The organism is Bradyrhizobium sp. Ce-3, assembly GCF_022835695.1.
Classification (GTDB): Bacteria; Pseudomonadota; Alphaproteobacteria; order Rhizobiales; family Xanthobacteraceae; genus Bradyrhizobium.
In genome coordinates this window covers 906,977-933,220 of the sequence record NZ_BQUV01000001.1, presented here as the reverse complement: position 1 = coordinate 933,220, position 26,244 = coordinate 906,977, and the positions used below count along the sequence as shown (strand labels likewise).

The window sequence follows — 26,244 nt, the reverse complement described above, 5'->3', positions numbered from 1 at the left end:
GGATCATTGGAGGGCGCAAGGGCAGGATGCATCCTGCCGGCGCGGCGATAGGACGAGATGCTTCAGCGCAACCAGATTTCGCCGCCTGTCGACCTAAGAAATCGTCCGGCTGAACTGCCGTCGCTGGCGGAAACCTTCGACGCCTTCGTCACCTATCTGCTCCGGCAGTACTGGGTCATCCTCGGGACCGCCGGGCTCTGCCTGTTCGGCGGCATCTGCTACCTGATGACGGCGGCGCCGAGCTATACCGCGCTCGCCACGATGATCATCGACACGCGCAAATTCCAGGCCTTCCAGCAGCAATCGTCGGCGAACGAGCTTCCGGTCGATTCCTCTGCGGTCGAGAGCCAGGTCGAGATCCTGAAATCGGAGAACGTGGCGCTCGCGGTGATCCGCGACCTCAAGCTCAACGAGGATCCGGAGTTCATCGGCTCCAGGGCCGGTGCGGCAGGAGCCGTGCTCGATTTCGTGTCCGGCCTGCTCACCGGCAGCGCGCCGCCCACCGAGTTCGACCGAACCCGGCGCGCGGTCCGCGTTTTCCAGAAACAGCTCGACGTCCGCCGCCGCGGCATGACCTATGTGATCGAGGTCAGCTTCCGCTCGCTCGATCCGGAGCGCGCGGCGCGGATCGCCAACGCCGTCGCCGACGCCTATATCGTCGACCAGCTCGATTCCAAATATCAGGCGACGCGCCGCGCCAGCGTCTGGCTGCAGGACCGCATCCAGGAGCTGCGCACCCAGGCCTCCAATGCCGAGCGCGCGGTGCTCGACTACAAGAAGACCAACAATATCGTCACCTCGAGCGGCAAGTTGCTCAACGAGCAGCAGCTCGGCGAGCTCAACACCCAGCTGGTCCATGTCAAGTCGCAGGTCACCGACGCCAAGGCCAAGCTCGACCGCATCGAGGCGGTGGTGAAGAGCGGTGTCCCGGATGCGACGGTTGCCGATACCCTGAACAACCAGGTCATCACCAAGCTGCGCTCGCAATATCTCGAGCTTGCCAACCGCGAAGCCGACTGGTCGTCCCGCTATGGCTACAATCATCTGGCCGCGGTCAATCTGCGCAACCAGATGCGCGAGATCCAGTCGTCGATCATCGACGAGCTGAAGCGGCTGGCCGAAAGCTACAAGAGCGACTACGCGATCGCCCAGCAGCGCCAGAACGAGATCGAGCGCGCGGTGAACGACTCGGTGTCGCAGTCGCAGTCCACCAACCAGGCGCAGGTCACGCTGCGCGAGCTCGAGAGCTCGGCCCAGACCTATCGCTCGCTCTACGACAATTTCCTGCAGCGCTACATGGAGAATGTGCAGCAGCAGTCGTTCCCGGTCAGCGAGGCGCGGGTGATCACCCGTGCCTCGCGTCCGCTCAGCAAGAGCCACCCGCAGACCCTGGTCGTGCTGGCGCTCTCGGCACTCGGCGGCCTGATTGCCGGGCTCGGGCTCGGTGTGCTGCGCGACCTCTACGACCGGGTGTTCCGCACCGCTGAAATGGTCGAGACCATCCTCGACGCCGACTGCGTCGCCATTGTGCCCCGGGTCTCGCCGGGCCAGCTCAAGGCGCCGGCGGTCGGCCGCCCCCCTCTGCCGGTCGGTCCGCGCACGATCCAGCGCGGCGACGAGCCGGTGCTGTGGGCGGCGATCGACGCGCCATTCTCGCGGTTCTCGGAAGCGATCCGCTCGATCAAGGTCAATGCGGACCTCAATGTCACCAAGCCGTCGAAGATCCTTGGCCTGACCTCGGCGCTGCCCAACGAAGGCAAGTCGACGCTGGCCTTCGTGTTCGCGCAGCTGGTCGCCCAGAGCGGGGCGCGCGTGCTGCTGGTCGACTGCGACCTGCGCAATCCGTCGCTTAGCCGCAAGGTCGCGGCGAATGCCGAGCGCGGCATTCTCGACGTGCTGTCGAACAACGCGACATTGCAGGAGACGCTGTGGCGCGATCCCGAGACCGGCCTTGCCTTCCTGCCGGGCGCCACGCGGTCGCGCATCGCGCATTCGCACGAGGTGCTGGCGTCTGACCAGATGAAGGATTTCATCGACGGAGCGCGCAGCCAGTATGACTACGTGATCGTCGATTTCCCGCCGCTCACGCCGGTGGTCGATGTCCGCATCACCGCGCATTTCGTCGATTCGTTCGTCTTCATCGTGGAATGGGGCAAGACCCAGGTGCAGGTGGTCGAGCGTGCGCTGCGCAGCGCGCGGGCGGTCAACGAGAACCTGCTCGGCGTCGTGCTCAACAAGGCCGATATCGCCGCGATGAGCCGCTATAGCGGCTACGGCGGCAAGAACTACTATTACAACTCGCATTATGGGCGATATGGCTACACCGAGTGAAACGCGCGGTGAGATGCCCCGGCGCGCGGCCGCATGGCTTGCGCGCGGCTTCCTGGCCGCGCTCGCGTGCTCGTCGGTCGCCTGGGGCGCGACCAGCTTGCCGGTCTTCGTCGCCGAGACGCGACTCGATGGCGCGAGGGACCTGATCCTCCGCAACGTACCGGTCAGCGATGCCGAGCTCGATGACCTCGGTCCGCTATTGTCGCGCACCGCGGCGGAAACGGACTGCATGCCGGCCATCGATCGCAGCGTGGCGGTGATCCGGCTGCGGCTCGCCGAGAACGCGCTCGCGTCCGGCGATCGGGTGGACGACCGGATGGGCGAGCTCGACACGGCCGTCCGCAAATCGCTCGGCTGCGCGCCGGCAGATCCTTATCTCTGGCTGGTGCTGTTCTGGCTGCGCAACACAAGGCAGGGCTTGAGCGACGCCAATTTCGACCTGCTGCGGATGTCGTACCGGCTCGGACCCAACGAGGGCTGGATCGTCGTCAAGCGCAGCGCGATGGCGCTCGCGATGCTCGACGCCCTGCCGCCCGATTTGTCGGACGCCGTCGTTGCCGAGTTCGGGCGTCTCGTGAAGACCGAGCTCTATACCGAGGCGATCGATCTCCTGAAGGGACCGGGCTGGGCGCACCGGGACCGGTTGCTGGCGGGCCTTGCTTCCGTCCCGCAACGGAACGTCGATATCCTGACCCGCACGATGGCCGACATCGGATACGATCTCGATCGCCGCTCGCCGGCGGAACGGCGCAATTTGCAGCTCAAATCGGACGACCGCCTTGTTGCCCCAATGCTGCCGGAGGCGAGGGCTAGGCCATGACGATGGAATTTAGCGTCGGACGACACAACGCGCATTATGAGGGCGTCTATTCAGCGCAGGAGCGCGACTGGCGTCGGGTCTGTGCGGTCGACAAGGCGAATCATATCGCGGGCCTGCTCGGCGCCTGCGCCGCCAAAATCGGCAGCGTGCTCGAGGTCGGTTGCGGCACCGGCGCGGTGCTGGCGCGGCTGTCGGCGATCGGTGTCGGCCGCGATTTCACCGGCATCGACGTCATCGATCCTGCGACCAATCTGGAGATCGACGGCGCCGCCCAGGCACCGTTCCGCTGGTCGAGTTATGATGGTGCGACGATCCCGTTCGCCGATGGAGCGTTCGATCTCGTCTATGCCAGCCACGTGCTGGAACACGTGCCCGAACCGCGTGCATTGCTTCACGAGCTCGCCCGCGTCTCGCGAGACTTCATCTATGTCGAGGTGCCCTGCGAATTGCACGCGCGGACCAGTCGCGGGGCGCTGCAATCGACGCTCGACATCGGCCATATCAATTTCTACACGCCCGATACGTTTCGGCTGCTGCTGGAGACCGTGGGGCTCAAGGTCAAGGACTTCGGCACCTGGGACCACAGCCTGCCGGTGCATGCTTTTCATTCGTCGCGGATGAAGGGACTCGCGAAGAGCATCGTGCGGAAGTCGCTGTTGTCGGTCGGCCCAGGGTTCGCGACCCGGCTTGCGACGTATCATTGCGGGGCGATCTGCCGGCACGACGCGGCGCCGCCACGGGATCGCTGAGCCATGGCGCCGCGCGTGGTCGTCTTCAACAACATGATCACACCCTACACCAACCGGCTCTACAACGAGCTGGTTGATCGTGGGCTGGATCTCGCCGTGCTGTCCTGTATCGCGCAGGAGGCCGATCGGTTCTGGGCCGGTTCGTTCACGCCGCGCTACACCACGCGCACGGTGCCGGGTTTATCGATCCCGCTGTCGCGCTCGCGTCACACCCATCTCAATATCGGGATCGGACGCGCCCTGAACGCGCTCGCGCCCGATTTACTGTTCGTCAACGGTCTTTATCCGTCGATGCTGGCGGGTGCGGCCTGGGCCCGCGCCAACGGCAAGGCGCTTGCGCTGACCATCGACGGCTGGCGCGAGACGATGCCTGATACCGCCTATCACCGTCTGGCACGGCCCTGGCTGTTGCGCCAGTGCGAGGCGGTGGTGTGCTGCAGCGACAAGGGCAGGGCGTATTTCCGCGATCAGGGGGTTCGCGACGCCGATCTGTTCGTGGTGCCGCTGGTGCCGGCATGGGATCCGCCGGCGACCGTGCCCGATTTTCACGACCGCCCGTTTCACCTGCTCTGGTGCGCGCGCATCAACGACGACGCCAAGAATGCGATCTTCTTCGAAAATGTCGCGATTGCGCTCGGCCGGATCCTGCCCGGGCTGAAGGTCCGTGTGGTCGGGTCCGGCGCCGCCGAAGCGCGCATGCTGGCGCGGTTCGCCAGCGCCGGCATCGATGTCCGTCACGACAGCTATGTGCCGTGGCAGGCGATATCGGAGATCTACCTGCAATCACGGCTGCTGCTGCTGCCCTCGTTGCTGGAGCCGTGGGGACTGGTCTGCAACGAGGCCTTGCAGTGCGGAGTTCCCTGCCTGGTCTCGCCCCATGTCGGGGCGAGCGGCGAATTGGTGCGCGACCAAGATAACGGCTACGTTTGCGCGCTCGATGAGCAAACTTGGGTCGACGCAGCGCGCGGCCTGCTCGAACATCCCGCGCGCTGGGAGGCGATGTCGCTGCGTGCCCGGCAGAGCGTGCCAAGCGACGCGCTTGCGGACGCCGCTGCCCGCTTCACGACCGCGGTCGATCATCTCGCGCGGGCACCAGCCCGGCAGGAAGCCGTGCCATGATCGGCCGATGGTGGTTCCGAACCGACGTCTTCCTGCACGCCTATCTGGTGATGGTGCTCGGCTGCATCTACTTCCTGTTCAATTTCGTCGAGGGCATCTCGTTCGCAGAGCGGGCCGGGGAGTCCACCCTGTTCCGCGGCGCGTGGTTGCTGCTGTATATCCTGCTGATGCTGCACATCGCGGTCGATCGGAAACGGTTCGGCCTCTTGATGCTGCAATCGCATCTCTATCTGACGTTCATTGCCTTCGCGCTGGTGTCGCTGGCGCTGAGCGCCGACCCGGCGGGCTCGTCGGTCAAGTTCGCGATGTATGTGTTGACCACGATGTTCTCGGCGTGGGTGGTGATCAGCTGCCCGGTCGATCGTCTCGTCGACACTTTGTTCCGGATCGGAATCGTGGTCTTGATCGTCCACGTCGTGCTGTTTCCGGTGATCGGCTCGCAATGGGATTACGACCCGCTGCACCGGCCGACGGTGCTCGGGACCCAGGCCTATGCCGGCGTGTTCGGCCACAAGAATCTCGCGGGCGCCTTCTTCGGCCTGATGGTGCTGATCTGCTTCGTGCGGATGCTGGCGGGGCCGCGCAAGCAATTCGGCTGGTCGCTGTTGCTGATGGGCTGCCATCTGTTCGCGCTCGCCGCGGCCGGCGCCGCAGGACCGCTGGTCAGCATGTTGACCGCGCTGGCCGTCACCTTCGGGCTGTTGCTGGTGGTGCTCGGGCACAGGGGGGCCGCCGCGATCTACTGGCTTTGCCTCGCTTTCTTTGCGCTTGTCGTGTTCGCCCTGCCGAGCGACGAGCTGTATGGGCTGGTCGGCCGCAGCGGAAACCTGACCGGCCGCTCCTTCCTGTGGTCGGTCTGGCCCTACTTCTTCTGGCAGCATCCCTGGCTCGGCTACGGCTTCTCCGGGTTCTTCAACGAGCTGCCGAACTCGCCCGTCAACGAGCTGACCAGCATGGCGCCGTGGAACACCGAGTTCGGCTCGTTCGAGAATTCCTATCTCGATGCCTTCCTCCAGTTCGGCATGCTTGGCGGCGTGCTCTATCTGCTGCTGCTGGCACGCGCGTTGTGGAACACCATCGTCTTCACGTTCGAGCGGCGAGGGCTGTACTGGCTGGCGCCGTTTGCGATGCTGCTGTTCGTTCTGATCGCGTCGGCCAACGATTCGAGCCAGCTGCTGCACAATTATTTCGGCTGCGTCTTGGTGTTCTGGTGCTATTTCGGCCCGGAGGCCAGGCTGCAGATGGCGCCGCGGCGGGCGTTCACCAGACTGCGCGTGAGTGAGGCGTGAGTGCGTTGACCGACAGGTTGGACCGCGTGGCGGCCCAAACGGGGCTCGCCGGTGCCGTCAGCGGCTTGCTCCGCCGGCTGCGCCGCGCCGGGGGCAATGTCGCACTCGGCCTGATCGATCAGGCGCTGCTCAGCGGCTCGGCCTTCGTGCTGACGATCGTGCTCGCCAATGTGCTCGATATCAGTTCGTTCGGCCGCTTCAGCGTCGCCTGGTCGTTCTCGATCCTGATCGAGGCGGTGTTTCTGCGCGGCCTGTTCGACGACGGCTTGCCGGCAGCCGCACATCGCATCCCGAAGTCGCGGTGGCCGCAACTGCGGCTCGGCCTCTATCTGTCGTCGCTGCTGGTCTCCGCAGCACTTGGCCTGCTGCTGGTGATCGCGGGCCTCGTAATCGCTGCGGCCGGCGTGGCCACCGGCGGGCTCGTGATCGCAACCGGGCTCGCGATCCCGGCGGTGCGGTTGCAAAGCATGTTCCGCCGCATCTGCTATCTCGACGGGCGGCTGCCGCGCGCGGTGGCCTCGTCGCTGGCCTACTGCGTGGCGCTGGTCGCCTCCGCCGGGTTGATGATCGCCCTCAAGCTGGCCGGCGCCGCCGCGGCGATGGCGTGCATCGCGATCTCGGCGGCGCTCGCCGCGAGCCTGCTGCTGCTCCACACACGCGAGTTGGCCTGGCCCCAGGCGAGAATCTTCCGCGGCTCACTGCGGCGGCTGTTCAGGAACGGCCGCTGGTTCGTTGCAACCTCGCTCACCTACTGGATCGGCAGCATCGGGCTGATCCCGGTGTGCGGCTTGCTGATCGGGCTGGAGGCGAGCGCGTCGCTGCGGATCCTGCTCCTGGTGTTCGCACCGCTCAGCCAGTTCTGCGCGACGATGTTCTCGGTCCGCCTGCCGGAGATCGCGGCCGAATTGCGGGCCGGCCGGCGCGCCGCGGTTACCGCCGCCGCGCGCGAAAATGCCCTGCTGCTCGGCGCGATCGCGGCGGCCTATGGCGCGCTGGTGGTGCTGCTCGGCCAGCGCGTTCTTGCGCTGGTGATTCACGGACAGAGTTACGAGATCGGCACCGGCAGCCTCGCCTTGATGGGCGCTGCGATGGGGCTCGACGCCGTGTGGCTCGGCCTCGCGCTGCCACTATTTGCGACCGGCAAGCCGCAGCGCTTCATGCTGAGCCGGATCGCCGGCCTGGTCGCGCTGTGCTGTGTGCTGCCGTTCGCGGCAGAGGCCTGGCAGGTGATGGGTGCGGTTGCGGCGATGGTGGCCTCCAGCGCCGCGTCGGTGATCACAGTCGTGCTGACCAATTCGGAGCGGGAGCGAGCATGACCGACGACGCACCCGGCCGCGCGCTGCAGCGCCTGCATATCGGCGCCTTCAATTGCGGCATCGAGGGCTGGATCAATACCGACATCACGATGCATCTGTGGATCGCGCGCCTGCCGTTCGCGGCGAAAGCGCTGCATCTTGCCGGCCTGTTGAGCGATGCCCGCTATGCCGAGCACCGTCAGGGCAGGTTCGCCGGGCTCCGTCACATGGATTTGACCAAGCCGTTGCCGTTCGCCGATGCCAGCCTCTCGGCGGTGTTCAGTGCGCATGTCTTCGAGCATCTGTTTCCCGACGAGGTCGAGCGGCTGGCGCGCGAGATCGCCCGCGTGCTGGCGCCCGGCGGGGTGTGCCGGATCGTCGTGCCCGACATGGAGCGGATCGTCGCGCTGTATGATCCGGCGGCGCCGCAGGCCTTCCTCAGGGGCGTGTTCGAGATCGAGCGCCGCAAGGAGGCCGCGTTCGCGCATCACTGGGGCTTCACCCGCGCCTCGCTCGCCGCGCTGTTCCGCGACGCGGGGTGCTCGGAAACCCATACGAGGGCCTATCGCGAGGGTATCTGTCCCGACATCGACCGGCTCGACAACCGGCCGGACGAGTCGATCTTCTTCGAAGCGATCAAGTAGCAGGAGACTGATAGTGCTGGGCGCCATTCAGGCCCGATTTTCCAGTGCAGCGCGCCAGCGGCGCGGCGAGTTCCTCGTCCGCACCGTGAACCTGCCGCTCGATGCGAAGATCCTCGATCTCGGCGGCGGAACCGGGCGGCACATTCGCGCAATCCTGCCGCGCCATACCGACATCACGGTCTGCGACATCTCGGCCGACGATTTGAGGGCCGCGCGCGAGCGCTTCGGCTTCAAGACGGTACTGCTGCAGGAGACCGAGCGCCTGCCGTTCGACGACCAGGCGTTCGACTTCTGCTTTTGCTCGTCGGTGATCGAGCACGTCACCGGGCCGAAGCAGGACGTCGTGACGATCGAGAGCGACGCAACGTTCCTGAACATCGCGCGCGAGCACCAGAACCGCTTCGCCGGCGAGATCTCGCGGGTCGCAAAGTCGTTCTACGTGCAGACGCCGTACCGCTACTTTCCGATCGAGAGCCATACCTGGCTGCCCGGATTCATCGTGCTGCTGCCGCGGCGGCTCCAGATCGCGCTGATCGAGAGATTCAACCGCTTCTGGTTCAAGCGAACCGCGCCCGACTGGCACCTGTTCGATTGGCGCGAGATGACGGAGACGTTTCCGGACGCAAAGATCTATCGCGAACGTTATCTCGGCATGACCAAGTCGCTGATGGCGATCAAGGCCTGACGCCGGCATTCGCCTGCCTCGTTAATCGTCGCGCCGCGCGAGGATATTGATCAGCGTGCCGACGTCCGGCCGGCGGTCGAGCGCCGGCGGCAGCGGGGAGCCGGCAAAGCTGCTGCCCAGCATCGTGAAGCCATGCCGTTGCAGCAGGTCCTGCATCGCAGCCGGCGAGGCGTCGAATTTCGAGAAGGCGAGGTAGCGGAACAGCGGCCGCGCCGACACGCGCGAGGAGGCTGTGTGCGCGAGCTTGTAGCCCTGGCGCAGCAGCGAGCCGCGGTTCGGGATCGAGACCAGCAGCAGCCCGCCTGGCCTCAGCACGCGATGGATCTGGGCGAGGCACTGCGCCACGTCCGGGACATATTCCAGCACGCTGGCGCAGAGCACGCCGTCGAACGATCGATCGGCAAATGGCAGGTTTGCGATCGTCGGAATCTGCTGGAATCTGAGCCGTTCGGCCGGTGTGCCATCGGCGAGGCGGCCGCGCGCCGCCGCAATCATCTCCGACGAGGCGTCGACGCCGGTGACGTCGCAGCCGCGCGCGGCGAGCAGGCGGGACAGCGTTCCGGTGCCGCAACCGGCATCCAGCCAGCGCTGTCCCTTGAGGTCCGCATTGCCGAGCAGGCCGAACATCGCGGCGGTGCGCGCCTTGAAGGTGCGGCTCTGATGCAGCGTCTCCCATCCCGACGAAATCTCGTCGTGAAAGCGGATTTCGGGTCGGTCGCGGGTCTGGCCGATGCTGGCCATGGTCATCCCTACCAGTGGAAGCCGCTCACTCTCGCGCTGACTTCATCGGGCAATCCGATATCAGACAGTTCGAGCACGATTTGGTCGGGGCGGCTTGCCTTCAGTGCCGCAACGAAGCGCGGATCGGCCGTTGTCAGCACGATGATGTCGGCCCACTCGATGGTCGCCGCCACGTCGTCATGCAGCAGGCCGACCAGCTCCGGGTTGCGCATCATGAAGTCCCGGTTGGCGCCGATCAGTTGCGACAGCTGCACGTTGGGATCGTAGATCCGGATCTCGCGCTGCTCGCCACGCAGGCTTTTGACCAGCTCGACGAACGGGCTGTCGCGGACATCGTCGGTGCCGGCCTTGAAGCTGATGCCGAGGAAGGCGATGCGGCGGCCGTCATGCGACAGGATCCAGTCGGCGCCGCGCGACATGATCATGTCGTTGCTCGGCAGGATGCTTTCGAGCACCGGCGTCGACAGCCCGCGGCTGTGCGCCAGATGCTTCAGCGCCTTGACGTCCTTGGGCAGGCAGGAGCCGCCGAAGGCAAAGCCCGGCCGCAGGTAAGCCGGAGAGATGTTGAGCCTTGTGTCCTGCAGGAAGATGTTCATGACGTCGCGGCCGTCGATGCCGAGCGTCTTCGCGATCGTGCCGATTTCGTTGGCAAAGCTGACCTTCAGCGCGTGCCAGCTGTTGTCGACATATTTGGCGAGTTCCGCGGTCTCGACCGGCGGCGTGATCTTGGCGCCCGGCAGGTCCCTGTAGAGCGCCATCACGCGGTCGGCGGTTTCCTGGTTGAAGGCGCCAACCACGGTCTTCGACGGTGCGTTGAAATCCGCGATCGCTGAGCCTTCGCGCAGGAACTCCGGATTGAAGGCGAGGTCGAAATCGCGCCCGATCCTGTTGCCGGAGGCTTCCTCGATCAGCGGCCCGACGGTGCCGCGGGTGGTGCCAGGCAGCACGGTGGAGCGGATCGTCACCGTGTGCGGCGCGTTCTTGGCGCGCAATCCGCGGCCGATCTCGATCGCGACCTGACGGATCGCGGTGAGGTCGAGATTGCCGTTACCGGATGACGGCGTGCCAACACAGACCATCGAGATGTCGCTGTTGACGATCGCCTCGGTGGCATCGGTGGTCGCGGTCAATTGTCCGGTTGCAACCGCGCGCGCCACCTTGTCCGAGATGCCGGGCTCGATCACCGGCGAACGGCCTTCGCGGATCAGGTCGACCTTCGCGACGCTCTTGTCGACGCCGATGATCTGGTGCCCGAGTTCGGTGAAGCAGGCCGCGCAGACCGTTCCGACATAACCGAGGCCGAAAATGCTGACGTTCATGCTTCGACCTTCAATGACCTGGGGACGTGCGCGTGGCCGTGGCCGCATCGCGTTTGACGTGAGTGAGGCGGCGGGGCGTTCAACGCGATGCCCGCCCGGCAGCTGCATTGGCGTTGACGCCGGACGCTTGCGAAGTGGGCCGCTCCGCCGTCGCGCTCGCGCGCGGTGCGCGGCTCTGCCAGGGAGCTTTCCTGGCGAACAGCGCCTCGTAAGCGGCGAGCAGCTTCGGTTCCTCATGCGTCCAGGACAATGCGCGCTCGACGCGGTTGCGGCCGAACACGCCCATCGTCTGACGCAGCGCCGGATCGTCGATCAACGTGATGATCTTGCTGGCGAAATCCTGCGGATCATTCTTTGCCGCATAGAGCGAGGCGTCGAGCGCCGAGCGACGCCCTTCGCGGACGTCGAACTGAACGATCGGCCGTCCGAGCGCCATGTATTCCATGATCTTGTTCATGGTGGAGATGTCGTTCATCGGCGTGACGCGATCCGGATTGACGCAGACATCGACGGTCGAGAGCATCGTGAACAGCGCGTCGTCGGCGATGGCGCCGGTGAAGTTCACGTAATCGGAGAGCTGCAGCTCCGCGCAAAGCTTCACGACGGCATTCCACTCCGGCCCGGAGCCGGCGATGTTGAACTGGATGTCGGTGCGGCCGAGATCGTGCACGATGTGGCCGATCGACTGCAGCAGGAGATCGATGCCTTCGGACTGGCCGATCACGCCGACATAGCCGACGCTGTAGCGCCGGCCATTTCGCCAGGCCGGATCGGCCGGACGGGAGCGCACGCGATCGAGATTGGGGCCGGAGCGCACCACGAAGACGCGATCGGCCGGCATGCCGCCGCGCGTGATCGCGACGTCGCGATAGGATTCGTTGGTCGCGATCGAGATGCTCGCCGTCTTGAAGGTGAGATACTCGACCAGCCGCAGCAGCTGCCAGAAGATGTCGCGGCGGCCGAATTTCGCCTCGTAGAGCTCGGGATTGACGTCGTGATGATCGAACACGAAGCGCTTGCCGCCGAGCCTGAACAGCAGGCCGATCAGGAAGATCAAATCGGGCGGATTGCAGCCATGGATCACGTCGAAGCCGTGCTTCCACGCGACCTTGATCGCAAGCCAGGTTTCCCACAGCAGCGCGACCGGATATTCGATGAGATAGGCGGCGATCCCGCGTGCTTCCACCGGCATCGGATGGCGATAGATGTGAATGCCCTCGAGGCATTCGTAAGGCTCGTCATGACCGCGGCCCTTCGGGCAGATCACCGAAACCTCGTAGCCCGCCTTGCGCAGCGACGTTGCTTCGCACCACACCCTGCGATCGAAAGGAACCGGAAGGTTCTCGACGATGATCAGGATCCGCCGCGGTGATGGTTCAGTTCTCGACATCTGCAATGATCTATACCATTGACCTAACAACATCACAATCCGACTAACATCGGCATTAACATGCACGGCTTTCACAATGCAATCCCGGCACCGATGTGACGGCGACGAGACGAGGACATGGCAGGCAAAGTGAGGGATTGGGGTCAAAGGGCGTTGATTGCGCTTGTTTTGAGCGCGCTGCTGCCGCTGGCTCACAGATGGCCGCTGTCGTGGGCTGGTTCGACGTCAAACGATGCGCTCGTTACGAGCCGCGTGAATGCGGTGATCCCGCCGACGCTGTTCGGCATGACGATCAACGCGATCGGACAGTCGCAACCTTGGCCAGAGCTCAAATTCGACGGCGTCCGGCTGTGGGGCGCGATCTACTGGGCGCAGATCAATCCGGCGCCGGGCGTCTATAATTGGGCGCGCTTCGATGCCATTCTTGCGGCGGCGGAGCGCGAGCACGTCGAGATCGTGCTCAATCTCGCTTACACGCCGAGATGGGCCGCGTCGGTCAAGGATGCACCGCCGGCGTTCACGCCCGGTGCGAGCTCGCCGCCGGCCGATTTGGCGACATGGGATCAATGGGTGCGCGCGGCCGTGACGCGCGCCGCCGGCCGCATCAAATACTGGGAAATCTGGAACGAACCCGAGGATCCCAAATATTACTCGGGCGATATCGCGACCATGGTCCAGATGCAGAAGCGGGCCTACGAGATCATCAAGGCCAGCGATCCCGCGCTGACGGTGCTGACGCCGCCGTCCAATGGCACGCCGGACGGCTATCGCTGGCAACAGGCCTTCATGGCGCAAGGCGGCGGACAATATGCCGATGTGTTCGCCTTCCACGGTTACACCAGCGAGCCCGAAGCGGTGCTCGGCATCATTGCGCGCTTCAAGCGGATCCTCGCCGCGCACGATCTGTCGGCGAGGCCGATCTGGGACACCGAGGCCGGCTGGTCGTCCTACGAGGACAACCCGGATGGGTGTCTGGCCCGCGCCTACATCCTGAAATGGATCAGCGGTGTCGACCGGTTCTATTGGTACGAGTTTGCCGGCGGCGGCAGCGACTTCGGCAAACTCTGGGATCCGGCGCGCGGGCTGCTTCCGAGCGGAATTGCCTATCGCACGGTGCAATCATGGCTGGTCGGCGCAAGCGTGGTCGCTGCGGGGAAGACGTCGCCGACGAGCTGGCGCGTCGAGCTTCGCATGCCGGATGGCCGCGACGGGCTGATCCTCTGGACCACCAAGGACCGCTCGTTCGCCCGGGTCGATCCGCATTTCAGCCGTTACCAGGGCCTCGACGGCGGCGAAGGCGTCATCGCCAATGGTGAGGTCGAGATCTCGCCCAAACCGGTCCTGTTGCTGCAATGATAACGATGTTAAATCGTCGGCGATGAGCTAACTTTGATGATGTTCTTGCCTTCATTATGGGCGGCAAGCGCGATACAAGGTGCTGTTAACGTGAGGCGTTTGACCGACTGTGAAGCAGATCGCGCAGAACTATAAGAGCGGCGAGCTCAAGCTGATCGATGTGCCGGCGCCGCGCTGTCGCCCCGGCGGGGTCCTGGTGCGCACCGCGTTCTCGGCGGTGTCGACCGGCACCGAGATGATGAAGTTCACCGAAGGCCGCCTGTCGCTGCTCGGCAAGGCGCGTGCGCGCCCCGACCAGGTCGCCAAGGTGGTGCGTTCGGTCCGTCAGCAAGGCTTGCTTGCGACCTATCAGAAGGTGATGAACCGTCTCGATTCCTACACACCGCTCGGTTACTCGCTGTCCGGCACCGTCGTGGAAGTCGGCGAGGGCGTCGGCGGCTTCTCGATCGGACAGCGGGTCTGCTGCGGCGGCAATCAATATGCAACCCACGCTGAATATAATTGGGTGCCGGTGAACCTCTGCGTGCCGTTGCCGGACGGTGCTGCGCTCGACCAGGCCGCCTTCACCACCATCGCCTCGATCGCGCTGCAGGCGCTGCGCCAGTCGGAAATCCGTTTCGGCGAGACTGCCTGCGTAATCGGCCTCGGCCTGATCGGCCAGATCATGGTGCGGCTGCTGCGCAGCGCCGGCGTCGTGGTCACGGGGCTCGACAGGCTGGAGGCGCGCTGTCGTCAGGCCGAGTCTGCGGGTGCCGCGCTCTGTGCGGTCGCATCGGATGACGCCGCGGCCGAATTTCGTGCCCGGATCGATCAACTGACCGCGGGCAACGGTGTCGACTGTGTGTTCATCACGGCGGGCAGCGACGATCCCGATCTCGCCTCGCGTGCGGCCGCGTTGCTGCGCGATCGCGGCCGCATCGTCGACATCGGCAAGTGCACGTTGAACCTGCCGTGGAACGAATTCTACGACAAGGAGCTCGACGTTCGGTTCTCGCGCTCCTATGGCCCCGGCCGCTACGACCCGCTCTACGAGGAGGGCGGCATCGATTATCCGATCGGCCATGTGCGCTGGACCGAGAGGCGCAACATGGAAGCCATCGTCGCGCTGCTGGCCGACGGACGGCTGGATTTTTCGTCGCTGATCTCCGAAACCGTGCCGCTGGAGCAGGCGACGTCGGCGTTCGAGCGCATGAGCCGGGGCGAAGTCGGCCTCGGCATGGTGTTCACCTATCCGGACGCCGCTCCCCGCGCGATGCAGATGACCTATCGTCCGGCGGTTGCCCTGCGCAGCGGCAGGGTGCGGCTCGGCGTCATCGGCGCCGGCAATTATGCCTCCAGCATGTTGTTGCCGCAGCTTGCAAATCACGCGCGCGTCGATCTCGTTGAGGTCGTCACCAATACCGGCCTGAGCGGTGCGACCGCGGTGCGCAAGTTCGGCTTCGCCCGCGCCTCGACCGATGCGGCCTCGGTGCTCGCAGCCGACGACATCGATGCCGTGCTGATCGCGACGCGCCATGCTTCCCATGCCGACCTCGCCGCGCAAGCGCTGCGCGCCGGCAAAGCCGTGTTCGTCGAAAAGCCGCTGGCGATCGACACAGGCTCGCTGGATCAATTGGAGCAGACCATCCGCGAGACCGGCAACAACAGGCTGATGGTCGGCTTCAACCGCCGCTTTTCGCCGCTGCTGCAGGGCATGCGCGCGGCATTCGCGCCGGCGGGGCCGCAGACCCTGCAATATCGCGTCATCGCAGGCCCGCTGGAGAAATCATCCTGGTATCTGCAGGCGGAGAGCGAAGGCAGCCGCTTCGTCGGCGAAGGCGGCCATTTCATCGACGTGTTGTCCTGGTGGCTCGGCGCCGAGCCAGTGCGGATCTCCGCGAGCGCCGCGGGCAAGGATGTCGACAATCTCGTCGCCACCTTCGACTTCGCCGATGGTTCGGTCGCGAGCCTCAGCTATCTCACCGGCGGCGATCCGCGGGTGCCGAAGGAAGCGCTCGAAATATCGGCGGGCACCGGCTTTGCCGCCTTCGACAATTTCTCGGGCTTCGAGGTCTGGCACGCCGGACAGCGGACGGCGAAGACCGCGCGGCTCGACAAGGGGCAGCGGCCGATGCTGGATGCTTTCATCGCGGCGGTGGCATCGGGCGCCGCGATGCCGATCGCGCTCGACTCGCTGCTTGCGACCACCCGCGCGACGCTCGCGGTCCAGGAGAGTGCGGCCGCCGGGATGCCGGTCGATCTGACGCTCGTCACCGCAGAGCAGGGCGTCGCGCGCGCCGCGACTGCGTTGAGATGAATCCGGCCTGGTATCTGCGCAGGCTGCGGCGCATGGAGCCGTCCGAGCTTGCCGGACGGGTGAACGACCAGCTGCTGCGCCTGCTCTGGCGCATCACGCCGCCCGATATCGCACGACACGCTGCGGCCGGCCTCGCTCCAGGCCCGCGTCAGCCGCGCCTGAAGCCGCTGCGTTCGCCGGCCGACGCGCCTCGACAAGCCGCCGAGCGGGTGATCCGGAGCGCGGATCAGATCCTTGCCGGGCATTGGCGGATCTTTGCCGGAGATCATGGCGCCCTGGGCGAGCGGCCGGACTGGTTCGTCGATATCAGGAGCGGCAAGCGGGCGCCCGCCGATATCTACGCGTTTGCGGTGCCGTATCGCGACGAGGCCGCGGTCGGAAACATCAAATACATCTGGGAGCCGTCGCGTCACCACCATCTCACGGTGCTCGCGGCCGCGTACTACCTGACTTCGGACGAGCGCTACGCGAGGCGCGTGGCCGAGCACCTCACAAGCTGGTGGCGCGAAAATCCATTTCCGCGCGGCCCGCACTGGATCAGCGGCATTGAGCTCGGCGTCCGGCTGATTTCCTGGACCTGGATACGCCAGCTGATGCAGAACTGGCCCGGCGCGGCCGCGCTGTTCGAGGACAACGAGCTGTTCCTGACCCAGCTCTATGCGCATCAATACTGGCTGTCGCAGTTTCCGAGCCGTGGTTCGTCGGCCAACAACCACATCATCGCGGAGGCGGCCGGGCAGTTCGTCGCGGCCTGTGCGTTTCCCTTTTTCCGCGACAGCGCGCAATGGCGCCAGCAATCCGCCGGCACGCTCGCGCACGAAGCCGTTGCGCAGACGCTGGCCTGCGGCAGCAACGCCGAGCTCGCAACCGATTATCACGGCTTCGTCCTCGAGCTCCTGCTCGCGGCCGCGGTGCAGGGCGAGGCATCGGGGCATCCGCTTGACGATGCGGTCTGGACCACGATGTGCCGCATGAACGACGTCATTGCCGCGATGCTGGATGATCGCGCCCATCCGCCGCGGCAGGGCGATGGCGACGACGGCATCGGCCTGCTGCTCGACGATCACGCCGGCAATCGCTGGCTCGGGCTGCTCGCTACCGGCGCGCGGCTGTTCGGCGATTTGCCATGGTGGCCCACATTGCCGGAGCCGGATCTGCGTACGTTCGTTCTGACCGACGGCATCAAGGCGCGTGCGATTGCCGCGCGTCCGCAGCGGCGTCCGCATCTGCTTGACGAGGCCGGGCAGACCTTTCTCGTCGATGCCGGCAAGGCGGTGTGGTGCCGCTGCGATCATGGCCCGCACGGCTTCGGCCGCATTGCGGCGCATGCCCATGCGGATGCATTGTCGCTCGAATGCAGGATCGGCGGCGTCGATATCCTGGCTGACCCCGGCACCTATTGCTACCACGGCGATCCGCGATGGCGCGCCTATTTCCGTTCCACGCTGGCGCACAACACGCTCTGCCTGTTCGGGCGCGACCAGTCGACCTCGGGCGGGCCTTTCCTCTGGACGCGGCATGCGCCGAGCCGGCTGATCGCAGCGAGCGGTCTGGACGATCGTGAGGCGGACGCGAACTGGGTCGCGGAGCACGCGGGATATCAGGATGAAGCCGGTCTCGTGCATCGCCGCGCGGTGCAATTGCAACGCCAGGCGGCGCGGCTCGTCGTCACCGATATTGTGCTTGGAGGTGAAGGACTCGCGGCGCCGGCGCGCCTCAGCTGGCATCTCGGTCCCGATGTCGAATGCAAGCTCGAAGGGCACACCGCGCAGCTCGCATGGCCGGGCGGCCGCGGCGAGCTCGATCTGCCGGACGCGCTCGACTGGATGTCGTACCGCGGTGACGAGACCATGCCGGCCGGCTGGTATTCGCCGTCGTTCGATCTCAAGCTGCCGGCAACGACGCTGATCGGCTCCGGCACGCTCGCCGCCGGCCAAAGTCTGGTGACGGAGCTGCGCTGGTTCTCGGACCCGGCGCGCCGGTCATGAGGATTCTGGTCGCGCACAACCGCTATCAGGGACGCGGCGGCGAGGACGTCGTGTTCGAAGCCGAGGTCGACCTGCTGCGCGGCGCGGGACACTGCGTGGAAACTCTCACGGTCAGCAACGAGGCGATCAATTCGTTCGCCGCGCGGATCGCGACCACGCTGTCGATCGCCGACAATGCGGAGGGCAGGCGGGTCATGGCGGATGCGATCGACCGCTTTCGTCCCGATGTCGTGCACGTCCACAATTTCTTCCCGCTGCTGTCGCCCGCGGTGTTCGATCTGTGCCGCCAGAAGCGCGTGCCCGCGGTGGCGACGCTGCACAATTATCGCACCATCTGCACCGGCGGCATGCTGCTGCGCGACGGCCGCATCTGCCACCAGTGCCTGGACCGCGGCCATCTCTGGGGCGTCGTGCACCGCTGCTACCGCGGATCGCTTCCGGGCTCGATGGCCTCGGCCTACATGATCGCGCAGCACCAGCGCCGCGGCACCTGGACCCGTCCCGGTTTGCGCCTGATCGCGCTGACGCAATTTGCCAAGACCCTGTTCGCGCAGGCCGGCTTCGACGCAGGCCGGATCGACGTGAAGCCGAACTTCATGACCGATCCGGGGGCGCCCGATCCGGCGACGCCACGTGCCGGGCTGCTTTACGTCGGCCGGCTGAGCCGCGAGAAGGGCGTCGGCGTGCTGCTCGAGGCGGTTGCCGGGACCGGCATGCCGTTGCGGATCGCGGGCGAGGGGCCGGAGCGCGCCGCGCTCGAGGCCCGGGCGCCCGGCAATGTGACCTTCCTTGGCGCGCTCTCGCGCGCGGAGGTGCTGCGGGAAATGGCGAATGCCCGGGCGCTGGTCGTGCCGTCGCTCTGGTACGAGGGATTTCCGATGGTCGTGGTCGAAGCCTTCGCGCAGGCCACCCCGGTGATCGCGTCCCAGATCGGCGGACTTGCCGAGGTGGTGACCGCCGGCAAGACCGGGGCGCTGGTAGCACCGGGCGATGCGGCCGCGCTGCGAGACCGGATCGCCGAGGTTCTGGGGGCCGCAGACCTCGCCGCAGCGTGGGGACGGGCCGCACGGGCCGCTTATCTCGAACGCTATGCGCCGGATGAGAACCTCCGGCTGCTCGAGGCGGTCTACGCGCGGGCGGCTGGCGGATGATCACCGCGGAGCGACGCTTGCCTGTGATCGCGTTCCGTCCCGCGCTGCCGCAGCCTCGCCACTAACAAATCGCGGCAAATCTGATGTTAATTTGTTATATCGTCATCCGATCCGGCGCCAGGCCAGGCCGGCCGGGGGGCGGCCGGATTGACCTGATTCTGCGTTTGATTCCCCATTTTCGCGCGCCTGGGCCCCGTCCTCTGCAACCAGAACCTGTCATAACACCGGCCGGGCTGCCGGCCGGTTGCGAAGTTTGACGCTTTTTTGGAAAAGCGCCCTGACGGCACAGAAATATTTTCTCAGATCAGAAAATCGCGTCGAAGCGCGCGCAACCGCTGCGAAATTCGGCGCTCTGACGCGATCGGGGGACCCGGCGAAACCCCGTATAATCACTACCGTTTTTTGCGCCGCGGCTAACATTTGTGAATTGCCTGCGCTGAATGTTAGCCGGTATCCAAAATCCCGCTAAGTCTCACATAAATCACGTGGAACCAGACGTTAATGGCACATTGCTGATTGACACTTCGGCATTGCGCTCTTAACAATGGACTTAACAAGTTCGTAACGTGTGTCCACATTTGAGCTGCGTCGCAACAAACCAGTTGTGAATCAACAGTTTACGTGTGGGCGAGCGGCTTGAATCCTCGTATCCCAAGCAGGGGCTACATCGATGGCGACTTACAATCTAGACCAAACCGACCTCAAACACGCGATCAACGGAACGATCGATCACGCGACCCAGCAACAGATTCTTGACTATCTGATCAACGCAGGGGTCGGATACACTAGCCCGGATGACGGAACGGAGATTCCGGTGCAGGTGGGTGCCGGCATTTCCAACCCGGATCCGTCTGCCAATGTTCTCATCGAAACCAACGCCAATAACACTGTTAACACTGACGCCAACCTGAAGGCGATCATCGAAGCCACCAACAGCGACGTGACGCTGTCGGTCAACGGCAGCACCCCGGTGCTGGTCGCGACCGGCTCCGGCAACGATCAGGTCTTCATCAACAACACCGGTGATACGACGGTTCTCGCCGGCGCCGGCAATGACACGATCTTCGGTGGCGCGGGTCACGACTCGCTCAGCGGCGGTGCCGGCAACGACGTGCTGATCGACAACGCTTCCGGTCACAGCACGCTGGACGGCGGCACTGGCAACGATCTGCTGGTCGGCACTGGCGCCGACACGCTGCTCGGCGGCTCCGGCGACGACACGCTCTACGGCGGTACCTCGTCCGACCTGGTCGGCGGTAGCGGCAACGACGTGCTGGTTGGCGGTACGGGCAACAATCTGCTCAGCGGCGGCACCGGCAACGACGCGCTCTATTCGAACTCGGATGCGTCGCACGGCTCGGTCCTGAACGGTGGTGCCGGCAACGACTCGCTGTATGGCGGTGCGGGCGCCGATACGCTGAATGGCGGCAACGGCAACGACCTGCTGGTTGGCGGCACCGGCACTGTTGCGGAGTATGGCGGCAACGGCAACGACATCCTCTACTCGGGCAGCGATGCGTCGCACGCCACCGCGCTCTATGGCGGCAACGGCAACGACTCGCTCTACGGCGGCGCCGGCAACGACACGCTGTATGGCGGCTCTGGCAGCGACACGCTGGTCGCCGGCTCGGGCACGCAGACGCTGATCGGCGGCAACGGCAACGACTCGTTCGTCGGCTCTGCGACCGGTACGGCTTCGATGGTCGGCGGCAATGGTCAGGACTATTTCTACCTGAACAACGCCAACAGCAGCGACACCATCGACGGCGGCGCCGGCAACAAGGATTCGCTGACCTTCCTCGATCATGCCTCGACCGATGTGACGGGCATCAGCGCAGGCAAGGACGGTTCCCTGGACGTCAACTTCAGCAATGGCCAGGTGACGCAGATCAGCAACATCGAATACCTGATCTTCAACGATGGTCACTCGACCAAGCTGTAAGGCCCCAGGTCTGCACTAAGCTAGGTCTGCACTGAGCCAGGCCTGCACTAGACAAGGTCCGCACTAAGCGAAGGCGCCGCCTCAACCAGGTTGAGGCGGCGCTTTTTTACGATTACAGGTGGTGTTCTTGAATGCTGTCTGATAGTCTCGCAGCGTTGCAACCTGCTCCAATTGTGAATCATCGAGATCATTTGAATATTTGCTTGGCGATGATGTAGCGCATCGAAGCAGGGGCTCGATCGATGGTGACGCAAAGCCTGAACCAGACGCAGCTCATGGCTGCGCTCAGCGCCACGATCGATCAGGCAACCCGGCAACAGATTCTCGACTATCTGATCAGCGCGGGGATCGGCTACACCAGCCCGGACGACGGCGCGACAATCCCGGTCGAGGTGGGCGCCGCGATCAGCAGCCCGGATCCGGCCGCCAATGTTCTGATCGAGATCAACGCCAATAATACTGTTCACGTCGGCGCCAACCTGAAGGCGATCATCGAAGCCACCAACAGCGACGTGACGCTGAGCGTGATCGGCAGCGGCCCGGTGCTGGTCGCGACCGGCGCCGGAAACGACTATGTCTCGTTCGTCAGCAGCACGGGTACGGATTTCATCGGTGATACGACGGTTTTTGCCGGCGTTGGCAACGACACCGTGTTCGGTGGTGGCTCTTCCGAACTATGTGGCGGTAGCGGCGACGACGTGCTGGTGTCGGGCAGCACGTATGACAGCAAACGCAGCACGCTTGACGGCGGCACCGGAAACGACACCCTGATTGCTGGTTGGGGCGACGATAGTCTGTATGGCGGCGACGGTGACGACTGGTTGAGCGCGGGGCCGGGTTATAACCACGAGGTTCTCGACGGCGGCCCGGGGAATGACACCCTCGTCGGAGGCCAATACTTCCTCGGCGTCGGCGGTTTCGGCGAAGAGCTCTACGGCGGCGCCGGCGATGACGTGCTCTACGCGGGTGTGCAACTGCTTCCAGGCTTGATGATGCTGCTGTCGGGCGGCGACGGCAACGACACGCTGTATGGCGCTGCGAGTGCCGCTGCCAACACAATGGATGGCGGCGACGGCAACGACGTGCTGGTTGGCAGCTCCGGCACTGTTGCGGAGTACGGTGGCAGCGGGAACGACATTCTCTATTCAGGCTCGCGTGACGTGTTGGAGGTCGTGCTCGACGGCGGTGCGGGCGACGACACGCTGGTTGGTGGTGTCTTTGCTGGTACCGAAACGCTGTATGGCGACGCCGGCAACGACCTGCTGGTTGGCGGCGACGAGACCGTTGCCGAGTACGGCGGCAGCGACAACGACGTGCTCTACTCGGGCAGCGGTACGGGGCACGGCTCGATCCTCTCTGGCGATGACGGCAACGACTCGCTCTATGGCGGCGCCGGCAACGACACGCTGTATGGCGGCGCCGGCAACGATCTGCTGGTTGGCGGCGCTGGTAGCGATACATTGGACGGCGGCGCCGGCGACGACGTGCTCTACTCCGGCAGCGATGCGTTTCACGGGACCATGCTTGATGGCGGTGACGGCAACGACGTGCTCTATGGCTCGTCGCTCTCCGGCGGCCCCGGCCACTACAGCGACACGCTGATTGGCGGCACCGGCAACGACACGCTGATTGGCGGCACGGGGACCTATTCCGAGCAGGGCGGCAGCGGCGACGACGTGCTCTACGCGGGCAGCGATGCGTTGAGCGCGACCGTGCTTTCTGGCGATGACGGCAACGACGTGCTCTATGGCAGCGCCCGCAACGACTCGCTGTATGGCGGCGCCGGCAACGATACGCTGATCGCCGGTTCGGGCCACCAGTGGCTGGTCGCCGACGGCAATGACGGGACGACGTTCGTCGGCTCCGCCAAGGGTACGGCCACGATGGTTGGCGGCTCCGGTCAGGATTACTTCTACCTGTCCGATGCCATCAGCCGTGACAAGATCGACGGCCGTGGCGGCGACAAGGACTCGCTGACCTTCCTGGATCACGCCCTGGCCGACCTGACCGGCATCACCCCGGGCAAGGACAACGGCTCTCTGGACATCAACTTCAGCAATGGCCAGGTGACCCAGATCAGCAACATCGAATACCTGATCTTCAACGATGGTCAGTCGATCAGGCTGTAAGACCCCAAACCCGAACCAAGATCTCAGGTCTGCACTCAGAGGCGACATCGATGGTGACGCAAAACCTGAACCAGACGCAGCTCGAGGCGGCGCTCAGCTCCGCGTTCGATCACGCAACCCGGCAACAGATTCTCGACTATCTCATCGGCGCGGGGATCGGCTACACCAGCCCGGATGACGGCGCGACGATCCCGGTCGAGGTGGGTGCCGGGATCAGCAACCCGGATCCGAACGCCAATGTCCTGATCGAAACCAACGCCAACAATACCATCAAGCTTGATCCCAAGCTGAAGGCGATCATCGAGGCTACCAACAGCGATGTGACGCTGACCGTGAATGGTGCAGCCCCGGTGCTGATCGCGACCGGCGCCGGCAACGACGAAATCACCTTCAACAACAACCGCGGGACGATGGTTCTTGCCGGCGCCGGCAACGACACGGTGTACGGTGGCGGCGTGGGTCACGAAACGATGGACGGCGGCGCCGGCAACGACTGGCTTTGGGGCGGGACCACAGCGCAACTGTTTGGCGGCAGCGGCGACGACACGCTGCTGTCCGGCGGACCGGTGTTCGATACGAGCGTTTCCAGTGCGCTTTACGGCGGTAGCGGCAACGACGAGCTGCTCGGCGGCTGGGGCAATGATAGCCTGTATGGTGGAGACGGCGACGACTGGTTGAGCGCGGGTTTCGGCAACCAGATTCTCGACGGTGGCGCGGGCAATGACACGCTGGTGGCCGGCACATACAGCGATCAGATCTACGGCGGCGCCGGCGACGATTTGCTCTACGCGAATCTGTTTGCGTGGTACGCCTCGTTCCTGTCGGGCGGTGACGGCAACGACACGCTGGAGGGGGGTGCCAGTGGCGAAGCCGACACGCTGGATGGCGGCGCCGGTGACGACCTGATGCAGGGCGGCATCCGCACTGCTGCGGAGTACGGTGGCAGCGGCAACGACGTTCTCAAGTCAGGCGCCGGTTTTTCGTTCGGGACGTTACTCGATGGCGGCGCAGGCGACGACACGCTGGTTGCCGGTGCAGGGTATAATCCTGCCGATATCGGGGCCGACACGCTGGATGGCGGTACCGGCAACGACCTGCTGATCGGCGCGCCCGGGACCGTTGCGGAGTATGGCGGCAGCGGCAACGATGCGATCTACTCGCACTCGGATGCATCGCACGCCACGATCCTGGACGGCGGCACGGGCAACGACTCGCTGTACGGCAGTGCGGGTGCCGACACGATGGATGGTGGTGCCGGCAACGACCTTTTGGTCGGCGGTAGCGGGACAGTTGCGGAACACGGTGGCGGCGGCAACGACGCGCTCTACTCGTACTCGGATGCGTCGCACGCGACGATCCTTGACGGCGGCGCGGGCAACGACTCGCTGTATGGCGGGGCGGGTGCCGACACGCTGGACGGCGGCGCCGGCAACGACCTGCTGGTCGGCGGCACCGGGACTGTTGCCGAGTACGGCGGCAGCGGCAACGACATCCTCTACTCCGGCAGCGATGCGTCGCACGCGACCGCGCTTGACGGCGGGGACGGCAATGATTCGCTCTACGGCGGTGCGGGCAGCGACACGCTCTATGGCGGCTCCGGCAGCGACACGCTGGTCGCCGGTTCGGGCACGCAGACGCTGATCGGCGGCAACGGCACTGACTCGTTCGTCGGCTCCGCCACCGGAACGGCCTCGATGGTCGGCGGCTCCGGTCAGGACTACTTCTACCTGTCCAACGCCACCAGCCGCGACACCGTCGACGGCGGCGCGGGCAGCAAGGACTCCCTGACCTTCCTGGATCATGCCTCGACCGACGTGACCGACATCGCCGCGGGCAAGGACGGTTCTTTCGACGTCAATTTCAGCAACGGCCAGGTGACTGAGATCAGCAACATCGAATACCTGATCTTCAACGATGGTCACTCGACCAGATTGTAACGATCCCAGATCCCCACCAGGGAAGGCACCTCACCAGGCCGAGGCACCACCCAATCAGGGTTGAGGCGGTGCTTTTCATTGCATCCGGCCACGCTGACCGGAACCGCGTCGGCCGATCCGCCCCGGACGTGCCGACCTCCATCACAAGTTCCGCTTCAGACTTGTCAGCCGACGGATGTTAGAGGTTAGATCGTCACATTCGGACCACGTAGCTTTTGTAAAGCGTGGTGCTCGATTAACACAATGGGAACTGTGGCCGATCGCTTTCCGCGGCCGCAGCGCCTTTGATCAGGACGACGATCGCTGAAGAATTCAGCCGCTTAATGCGCGAACCCGCGGAGCTCTCGAATTGGCCAAGAAGAAAATGCTGAATGCCGGCGCTGGATCGACGGTGACGAAGCGCATCCAGCCGCTGATGACATCGCACGAATGGGAAGAGATTCGGCTCGATGTCGACGGCGGCGTGAGCCCGGACGTGGTCGGATCGATCACCGATCTCTCGCGCCTGTTCCCGCTGGCCTCGTTCGACGCGATCTGGTGCTCCCATGTCATGGAGCATCTCTTTGCCCATGAGGTTCACCCCACATTCGTTCAGTTCCGCGAGGTGCTCAGGCCGGACGGCTTCGCGCTGGTCATGTCGCCCGACCTCGAGGCGGTCGCCCAGCACATGCTGATTCACGGCCTCGGTGCCGTCGCCTATGTCTCGCCGGCCGGCCCGATCCGGCCATTGGACATGATCTACGGGCATTCCGGCGCGATCGAGCAGGGGCGCCACCACATGGCGCACAAGACCGGCTTTTCGAGCGAGCGGATGGGAAACCTGCTGCTCAGCGCCGGTTTCCCGACCGTCTCGGTCCGCAGCGAGAACTTCGAGGTCTGCGCACTGGCGCTGATGCCGGAGGCCAGGGAGGAGCGGATCCGGCCGCAACTGGAGGCCTGCGGCTTCGACTTCCGCGAGACGGTGACCGCCGACGCGTGACTGTCGATGTTAAACAATGTTATAAAGTTCCGTGTTAAATCGTCGGCGGACATGTTCGGAACCGGCTTCTCGGCTTGACGTCGC

The 26,244-nt window shown here is 65.0% G+C and carries 19 protein-coding genes; 16 read left to right on the top strand and 3 right to left on the bottom strand.

The genetic code is table 11. The features are described 5' to 3' along the window. The first annotated feature begins 57 nt into the window (after positions 1–57). The 8 genes from BRSPCE3_RS04260 to BRSPCE3_RS04225 are packed head-to-tail and all read left to right on the top strand — an operon-like array spanning position 58 to position 8,932. Positions 58–2,331: a polysaccharide biosynthesis tyrosine autokinase gene (locus BRSPCE3_RS04260; RefSeq protein ID WP_244064420.1), complete on the top strand. Its 2,274-nt coding sequence runs from the start codon at positions 58–60 to the stop codon at positions 2,329–2,331. A 13-nt stretch (positions 2,332–2,344) separates the two neighbouring features. After that, on the top strand, positions 2,345–3,151 hold the full coding sequence (locus BRSPCE3_RS04255) for a hypothetical protein (protein ID WP_244064418.1): 807 nt from the start codon (positions 2,345–2,347) through the stop codon (positions 3,149–3,151). Beyond that, positions 3,148–3,900 carry a bifunctional 2-polyprenyl-6-hydroxyphenol methylase/3-demethylubiquinol 3-O-methyltransferase UbiG gene (locus tag BRSPCE3_RS04250; protein ID WP_244064416.1) on the top strand — a complete coding sequence of 251 codons (753 nt, stop codon included), beginning with the start codon at positions 3,148–3,150 and terminating at the stop codon, positions 3,898–3,900. The genes BRSPCE3_RS04255 and BRSPCE3_RS04250 overlap by 4 nt, the downstream gene beginning before the upstream one ends. Before the next feature lie 3 nt (positions 3,901–3,903). Next, entirely contained in the window at positions 3,904–5,019 is a 1,116-nt protein-coding gene (locus BRSPCE3_RS04245) for a glycosyltransferase family 4 protein (RefSeq protein ID WP_244064414.1), read from the top strand. Continuing rightward, on the top strand, positions 5,016–6,308 hold the full coding sequence (locus BRSPCE3_RS04240; protein ID WP_244064413.1) for an O-antigen ligase family protein: 1,293 nt from the start codon (positions 5,016–5,018) through the stop codon (positions 6,306–6,308). Before BRSPCE3_RS04245 ends, BRSPCE3_RS04240 begins: the two co-directional genes overlap by 4 nt. Before the next feature lie 26 nt (positions 6,309–6,334). Then, the gene (locus BRSPCE3_RS04235) at positions 6,335–7,624 is read left to right on the top strand and encodes a polysaccharide transporter (RefSeq protein WP_244064411.1); all 1,290 of its coding nucleotides are present in this window, start codon (positions 6,335–6,337) and stop codon (positions 7,622–7,624) included. After that, complete coding sequence (locus BRSPCE3_RS04230) at positions 7,621–8,247, top strand: class I SAM-dependent methyltransferase (protein WP_244064409.1); 627 nt, start codon at positions 7,621–7,623, stop codon at positions 8,245–8,247. Before BRSPCE3_RS04235 ends, BRSPCE3_RS04230 begins: the two co-directional genes overlap by 4 nt. A 13-nt stretch (positions 8,248–8,260) precedes the next feature. Continuing rightward, a complete protein-coding gene (locus tag BRSPCE3_RS04225; protein WP_244064407.1) occupies positions 8,261–8,932 on the top strand; it encodes a class I SAM-dependent methyltransferase in 672 nt (223 codons plus the stop codon). A 21-nt stretch (positions 8,933–8,953) separates the two neighbouring features. Here BRSPCE3_RS04225 and BRSPCE3_RS04220 read toward each other — a convergent pair whose 3' ends face one another. The 3 genes from BRSPCE3_RS04220 to BRSPCE3_RS04210 form a co-directional block, all read right to left on the bottom strand. Next, complete coding sequence (locus BRSPCE3_RS04220) at positions 8,954–9,673, bottom strand: bifunctional 2-polyprenyl-6-hydroxyphenol methylase/3-demethylubiquinol 3-O-methyltransferase UbiG (RefSeq protein ID WP_244064405.1); 720 nt, start codon at positions 9,671–9,673, stop codon at positions 8,954–8,956. Between the two features lie 8 nt (positions 9,674–9,681). Continuing rightward, positions 9,682–10,992 (bottom strand): nucleotide sugar dehydrogenase, encoded by a 1,311-nt coding sequence (locus BRSPCE3_RS04215; RefSeq protein ID WP_244064403.1) that lies wholly within the window; start codon positions 10,990–10,992, stop codon positions 9,682–9,684. 79 nt (positions 10,993–11,071) lie between these two features. Further along, positions 11,072–12,382 carry a glycosyltransferase family 4 protein gene (locus BRSPCE3_RS04210; protein ID WP_244064401.1) on the bottom strand — a complete coding sequence of 437 codons (1,311 nt, stop codon included), beginning with the start codon at positions 12,380–12,382 and terminating at the stop codon, positions 11,072–11,074. Positions 12,383–12,634: 252 nt separating this feature from the next. Here BRSPCE3_RS04210 and BRSPCE3_RS04205 point away from each other — a divergent pair, with 252 nt between their 5' ends. The 8 genes from BRSPCE3_RS04205 (at position 12,635) to BRSPCE3_RS04170 (ending at position 26,160) form a co-directional block, all read left to right on the top strand. Then, positions 12,635–13,738, top strand: coding sequence for a glycosyl hydrolase (locus BRSPCE3_RS04205; protein ID WP_244064399.1), 1,104 nt, complete (start codon positions 12,635–12,637; stop codon positions 13,736–13,738). Positions 13,739–13,847: 109 nt separating this feature from the next. Continuing rightward, the gene (locus tag BRSPCE3_RS04200) at positions 13,848–16,034 is read left to right on the top strand and encodes a bi-domain-containing oxidoreductase (protein ID WP_244064397.1); all 2,187 of its coding nucleotides are present in this window, start codon (positions 13,848–13,850) and stop codon (positions 16,032–16,034) included. After that, positions 16,031–18,022, top strand: a complete 1,992-nt coding sequence (locus BRSPCE3_RS04195) for an alginate lyase family protein (RefSeq protein ID WP_244064396.1) — start codon at positions 16,031–16,033, stop codon at positions 18,020–18,022. The genes BRSPCE3_RS04200 and BRSPCE3_RS04195 overlap by 4 nt, the downstream gene beginning before the upstream one ends. Then, positions 18,019–19,173: a glycosyltransferase gene (locus BRSPCE3_RS04190; protein ID WP_244064395.1), complete on the top strand. Its 1,155-nt coding sequence runs from the start codon at positions 18,019–18,021 to the stop codon at positions 19,171–19,173. The genes BRSPCE3_RS04195 and BRSPCE3_RS04190 overlap by 4 nt, the downstream gene beginning before the upstream one ends. A gap of 814 nt (positions 19,174–19,987) precedes the next feature. Next, complete coding sequence (locus BRSPCE3_RS04185) at positions 19,988–21,115, top strand: calcium-binding protein (protein ID WP_244064394.1); 1,128 nt, start codon at positions 19,988–19,990, stop codon at positions 21,113–21,115. Between the two features lie 242 nt (positions 21,116–21,357). Further along, positions 21,358–23,244, top strand: coding sequence for a calcium-binding protein (locus tag BRSPCE3_RS04180; protein WP_244064393.1), 1,887 nt, complete (start codon positions 21,358–21,360; stop codon positions 23,242–23,244). Positions 23,245–23,294: 50 nt separating this feature from the next. Next, entirely contained in the window at positions 23,295–25,181 is a 1,887-nt protein-coding gene (locus BRSPCE3_RS04175) for a calcium-binding protein (protein ID WP_244064392.1), read from the top strand. A gap of 364 nt (positions 25,182–25,545) precedes the next feature. Continuing rightward, positions 25,546–26,160: a class I SAM-dependent methyltransferase gene (locus BRSPCE3_RS04170; RefSeq protein ID WP_244064954.1), complete on the top strand. Its 615-nt coding sequence runs from the start codon at positions 25,546–25,548 to the stop codon at positions 26,158–26,160. Positions 26,161–26,244: the final 84 nt, after the last annotated feature.

Excerpts from the sequence above, each read along its gene's own strand:
- BRSPCE3_RS04260 (WP_244064420.1), top strand. The coding sequence starts at position 58 with ATGCTTCAGCGCAACCAGATTTCGCCGCCTGTCGACCTAAGAAATCGT.
- BRSPCE3_RS04255 (WP_244064418.1), top strand. The coding sequence starts at position 2,345 with ATGCCCCGGCGCGCGGCCGCATGGCTTGCGCGCGGCTTCCTGGCCGCG.
- BRSPCE3_RS04250 (WP_244064416.1), top strand. The coding sequence starts at position 3,148 with ATGACGATGGAATTTAGCGTCGGACGACACAACGCGCATTATGAGGGC.
- BRSPCE3_RS04245 (WP_244064414.1), top strand. The coding sequence starts at position 3,904 with ATGGCGCCGCGCGTGGTCGTCTTCAACAACATGATCACACCCTACACC.
- BRSPCE3_RS04240 (WP_244064413.1), top strand. The coding sequence starts at position 5,016 with ATGATCGGCCGATGGTGGTTCCGAACCGACGTCTTCCTGCACGCCTAT.
- BRSPCE3_RS04230 (WP_244064409.1), top strand. The coding sequence starts at position 7,621 with ATGACCGACGACGCACCCGGCCGCGCGCTGCAGCGCCTGCATATCGGC.
- BRSPCE3_RS04220 (WP_244064405.1), bottom strand. The coding sequence starts at position 9,673 with ATGGCCAGCATCGGCCAGACCCGCGACCGACCCGAAATCCGCTTTCAC.
- BRSPCE3_RS04215 (WP_244064403.1), bottom strand. The coding sequence starts at position 10,992 with ATGAACGTCAGCATTTTCGGCCTCGGTTATGTCGGAACGGTCTGCGCG.
- BRSPCE3_RS04210 (WP_244064401.1), bottom strand. The coding sequence starts at position 12,382 with ATGTCGAGAACTGAACCATCACCGCGGCGGATCCTGATCATCGTCGAG.
- BRSPCE3_RS04195 (WP_244064396.1), top strand. The coding sequence starts at position 16,031 with ATGAATCCGGCCTGGTATCTGCGCAGGCTGCGGCGCATGGAGCCGTCC.
- BRSPCE3_RS04190 (WP_244064395.1), top strand. The coding sequence starts at position 18,019 with ATGAGGATTCTGGTCGCGCACAACCGCTATCAGGGACGCGGCGGCGAG.
- BRSPCE3_RS04180 (WP_244064393.1), top strand. The coding sequence starts at position 21,358 with ATGGTGACGCAAAGCCTGAACCAGACGCAGCTCATGGCTGCGCTCAGC.
- BRSPCE3_RS04175 (WP_244064392.1), top strand. The coding sequence starts at position 23,295 with ATGGTGACGCAAAACCTGAACCAGACGCAGCTCGAGGCGGCGCTCAGC.
- BRSPCE3_RS04170 (WP_244064954.1), top strand. The coding sequence starts at position 25,546 with ATGCTGAATGCCGGCGCTGGATCGACGGTGACGAAGCGCATCCAGCCG.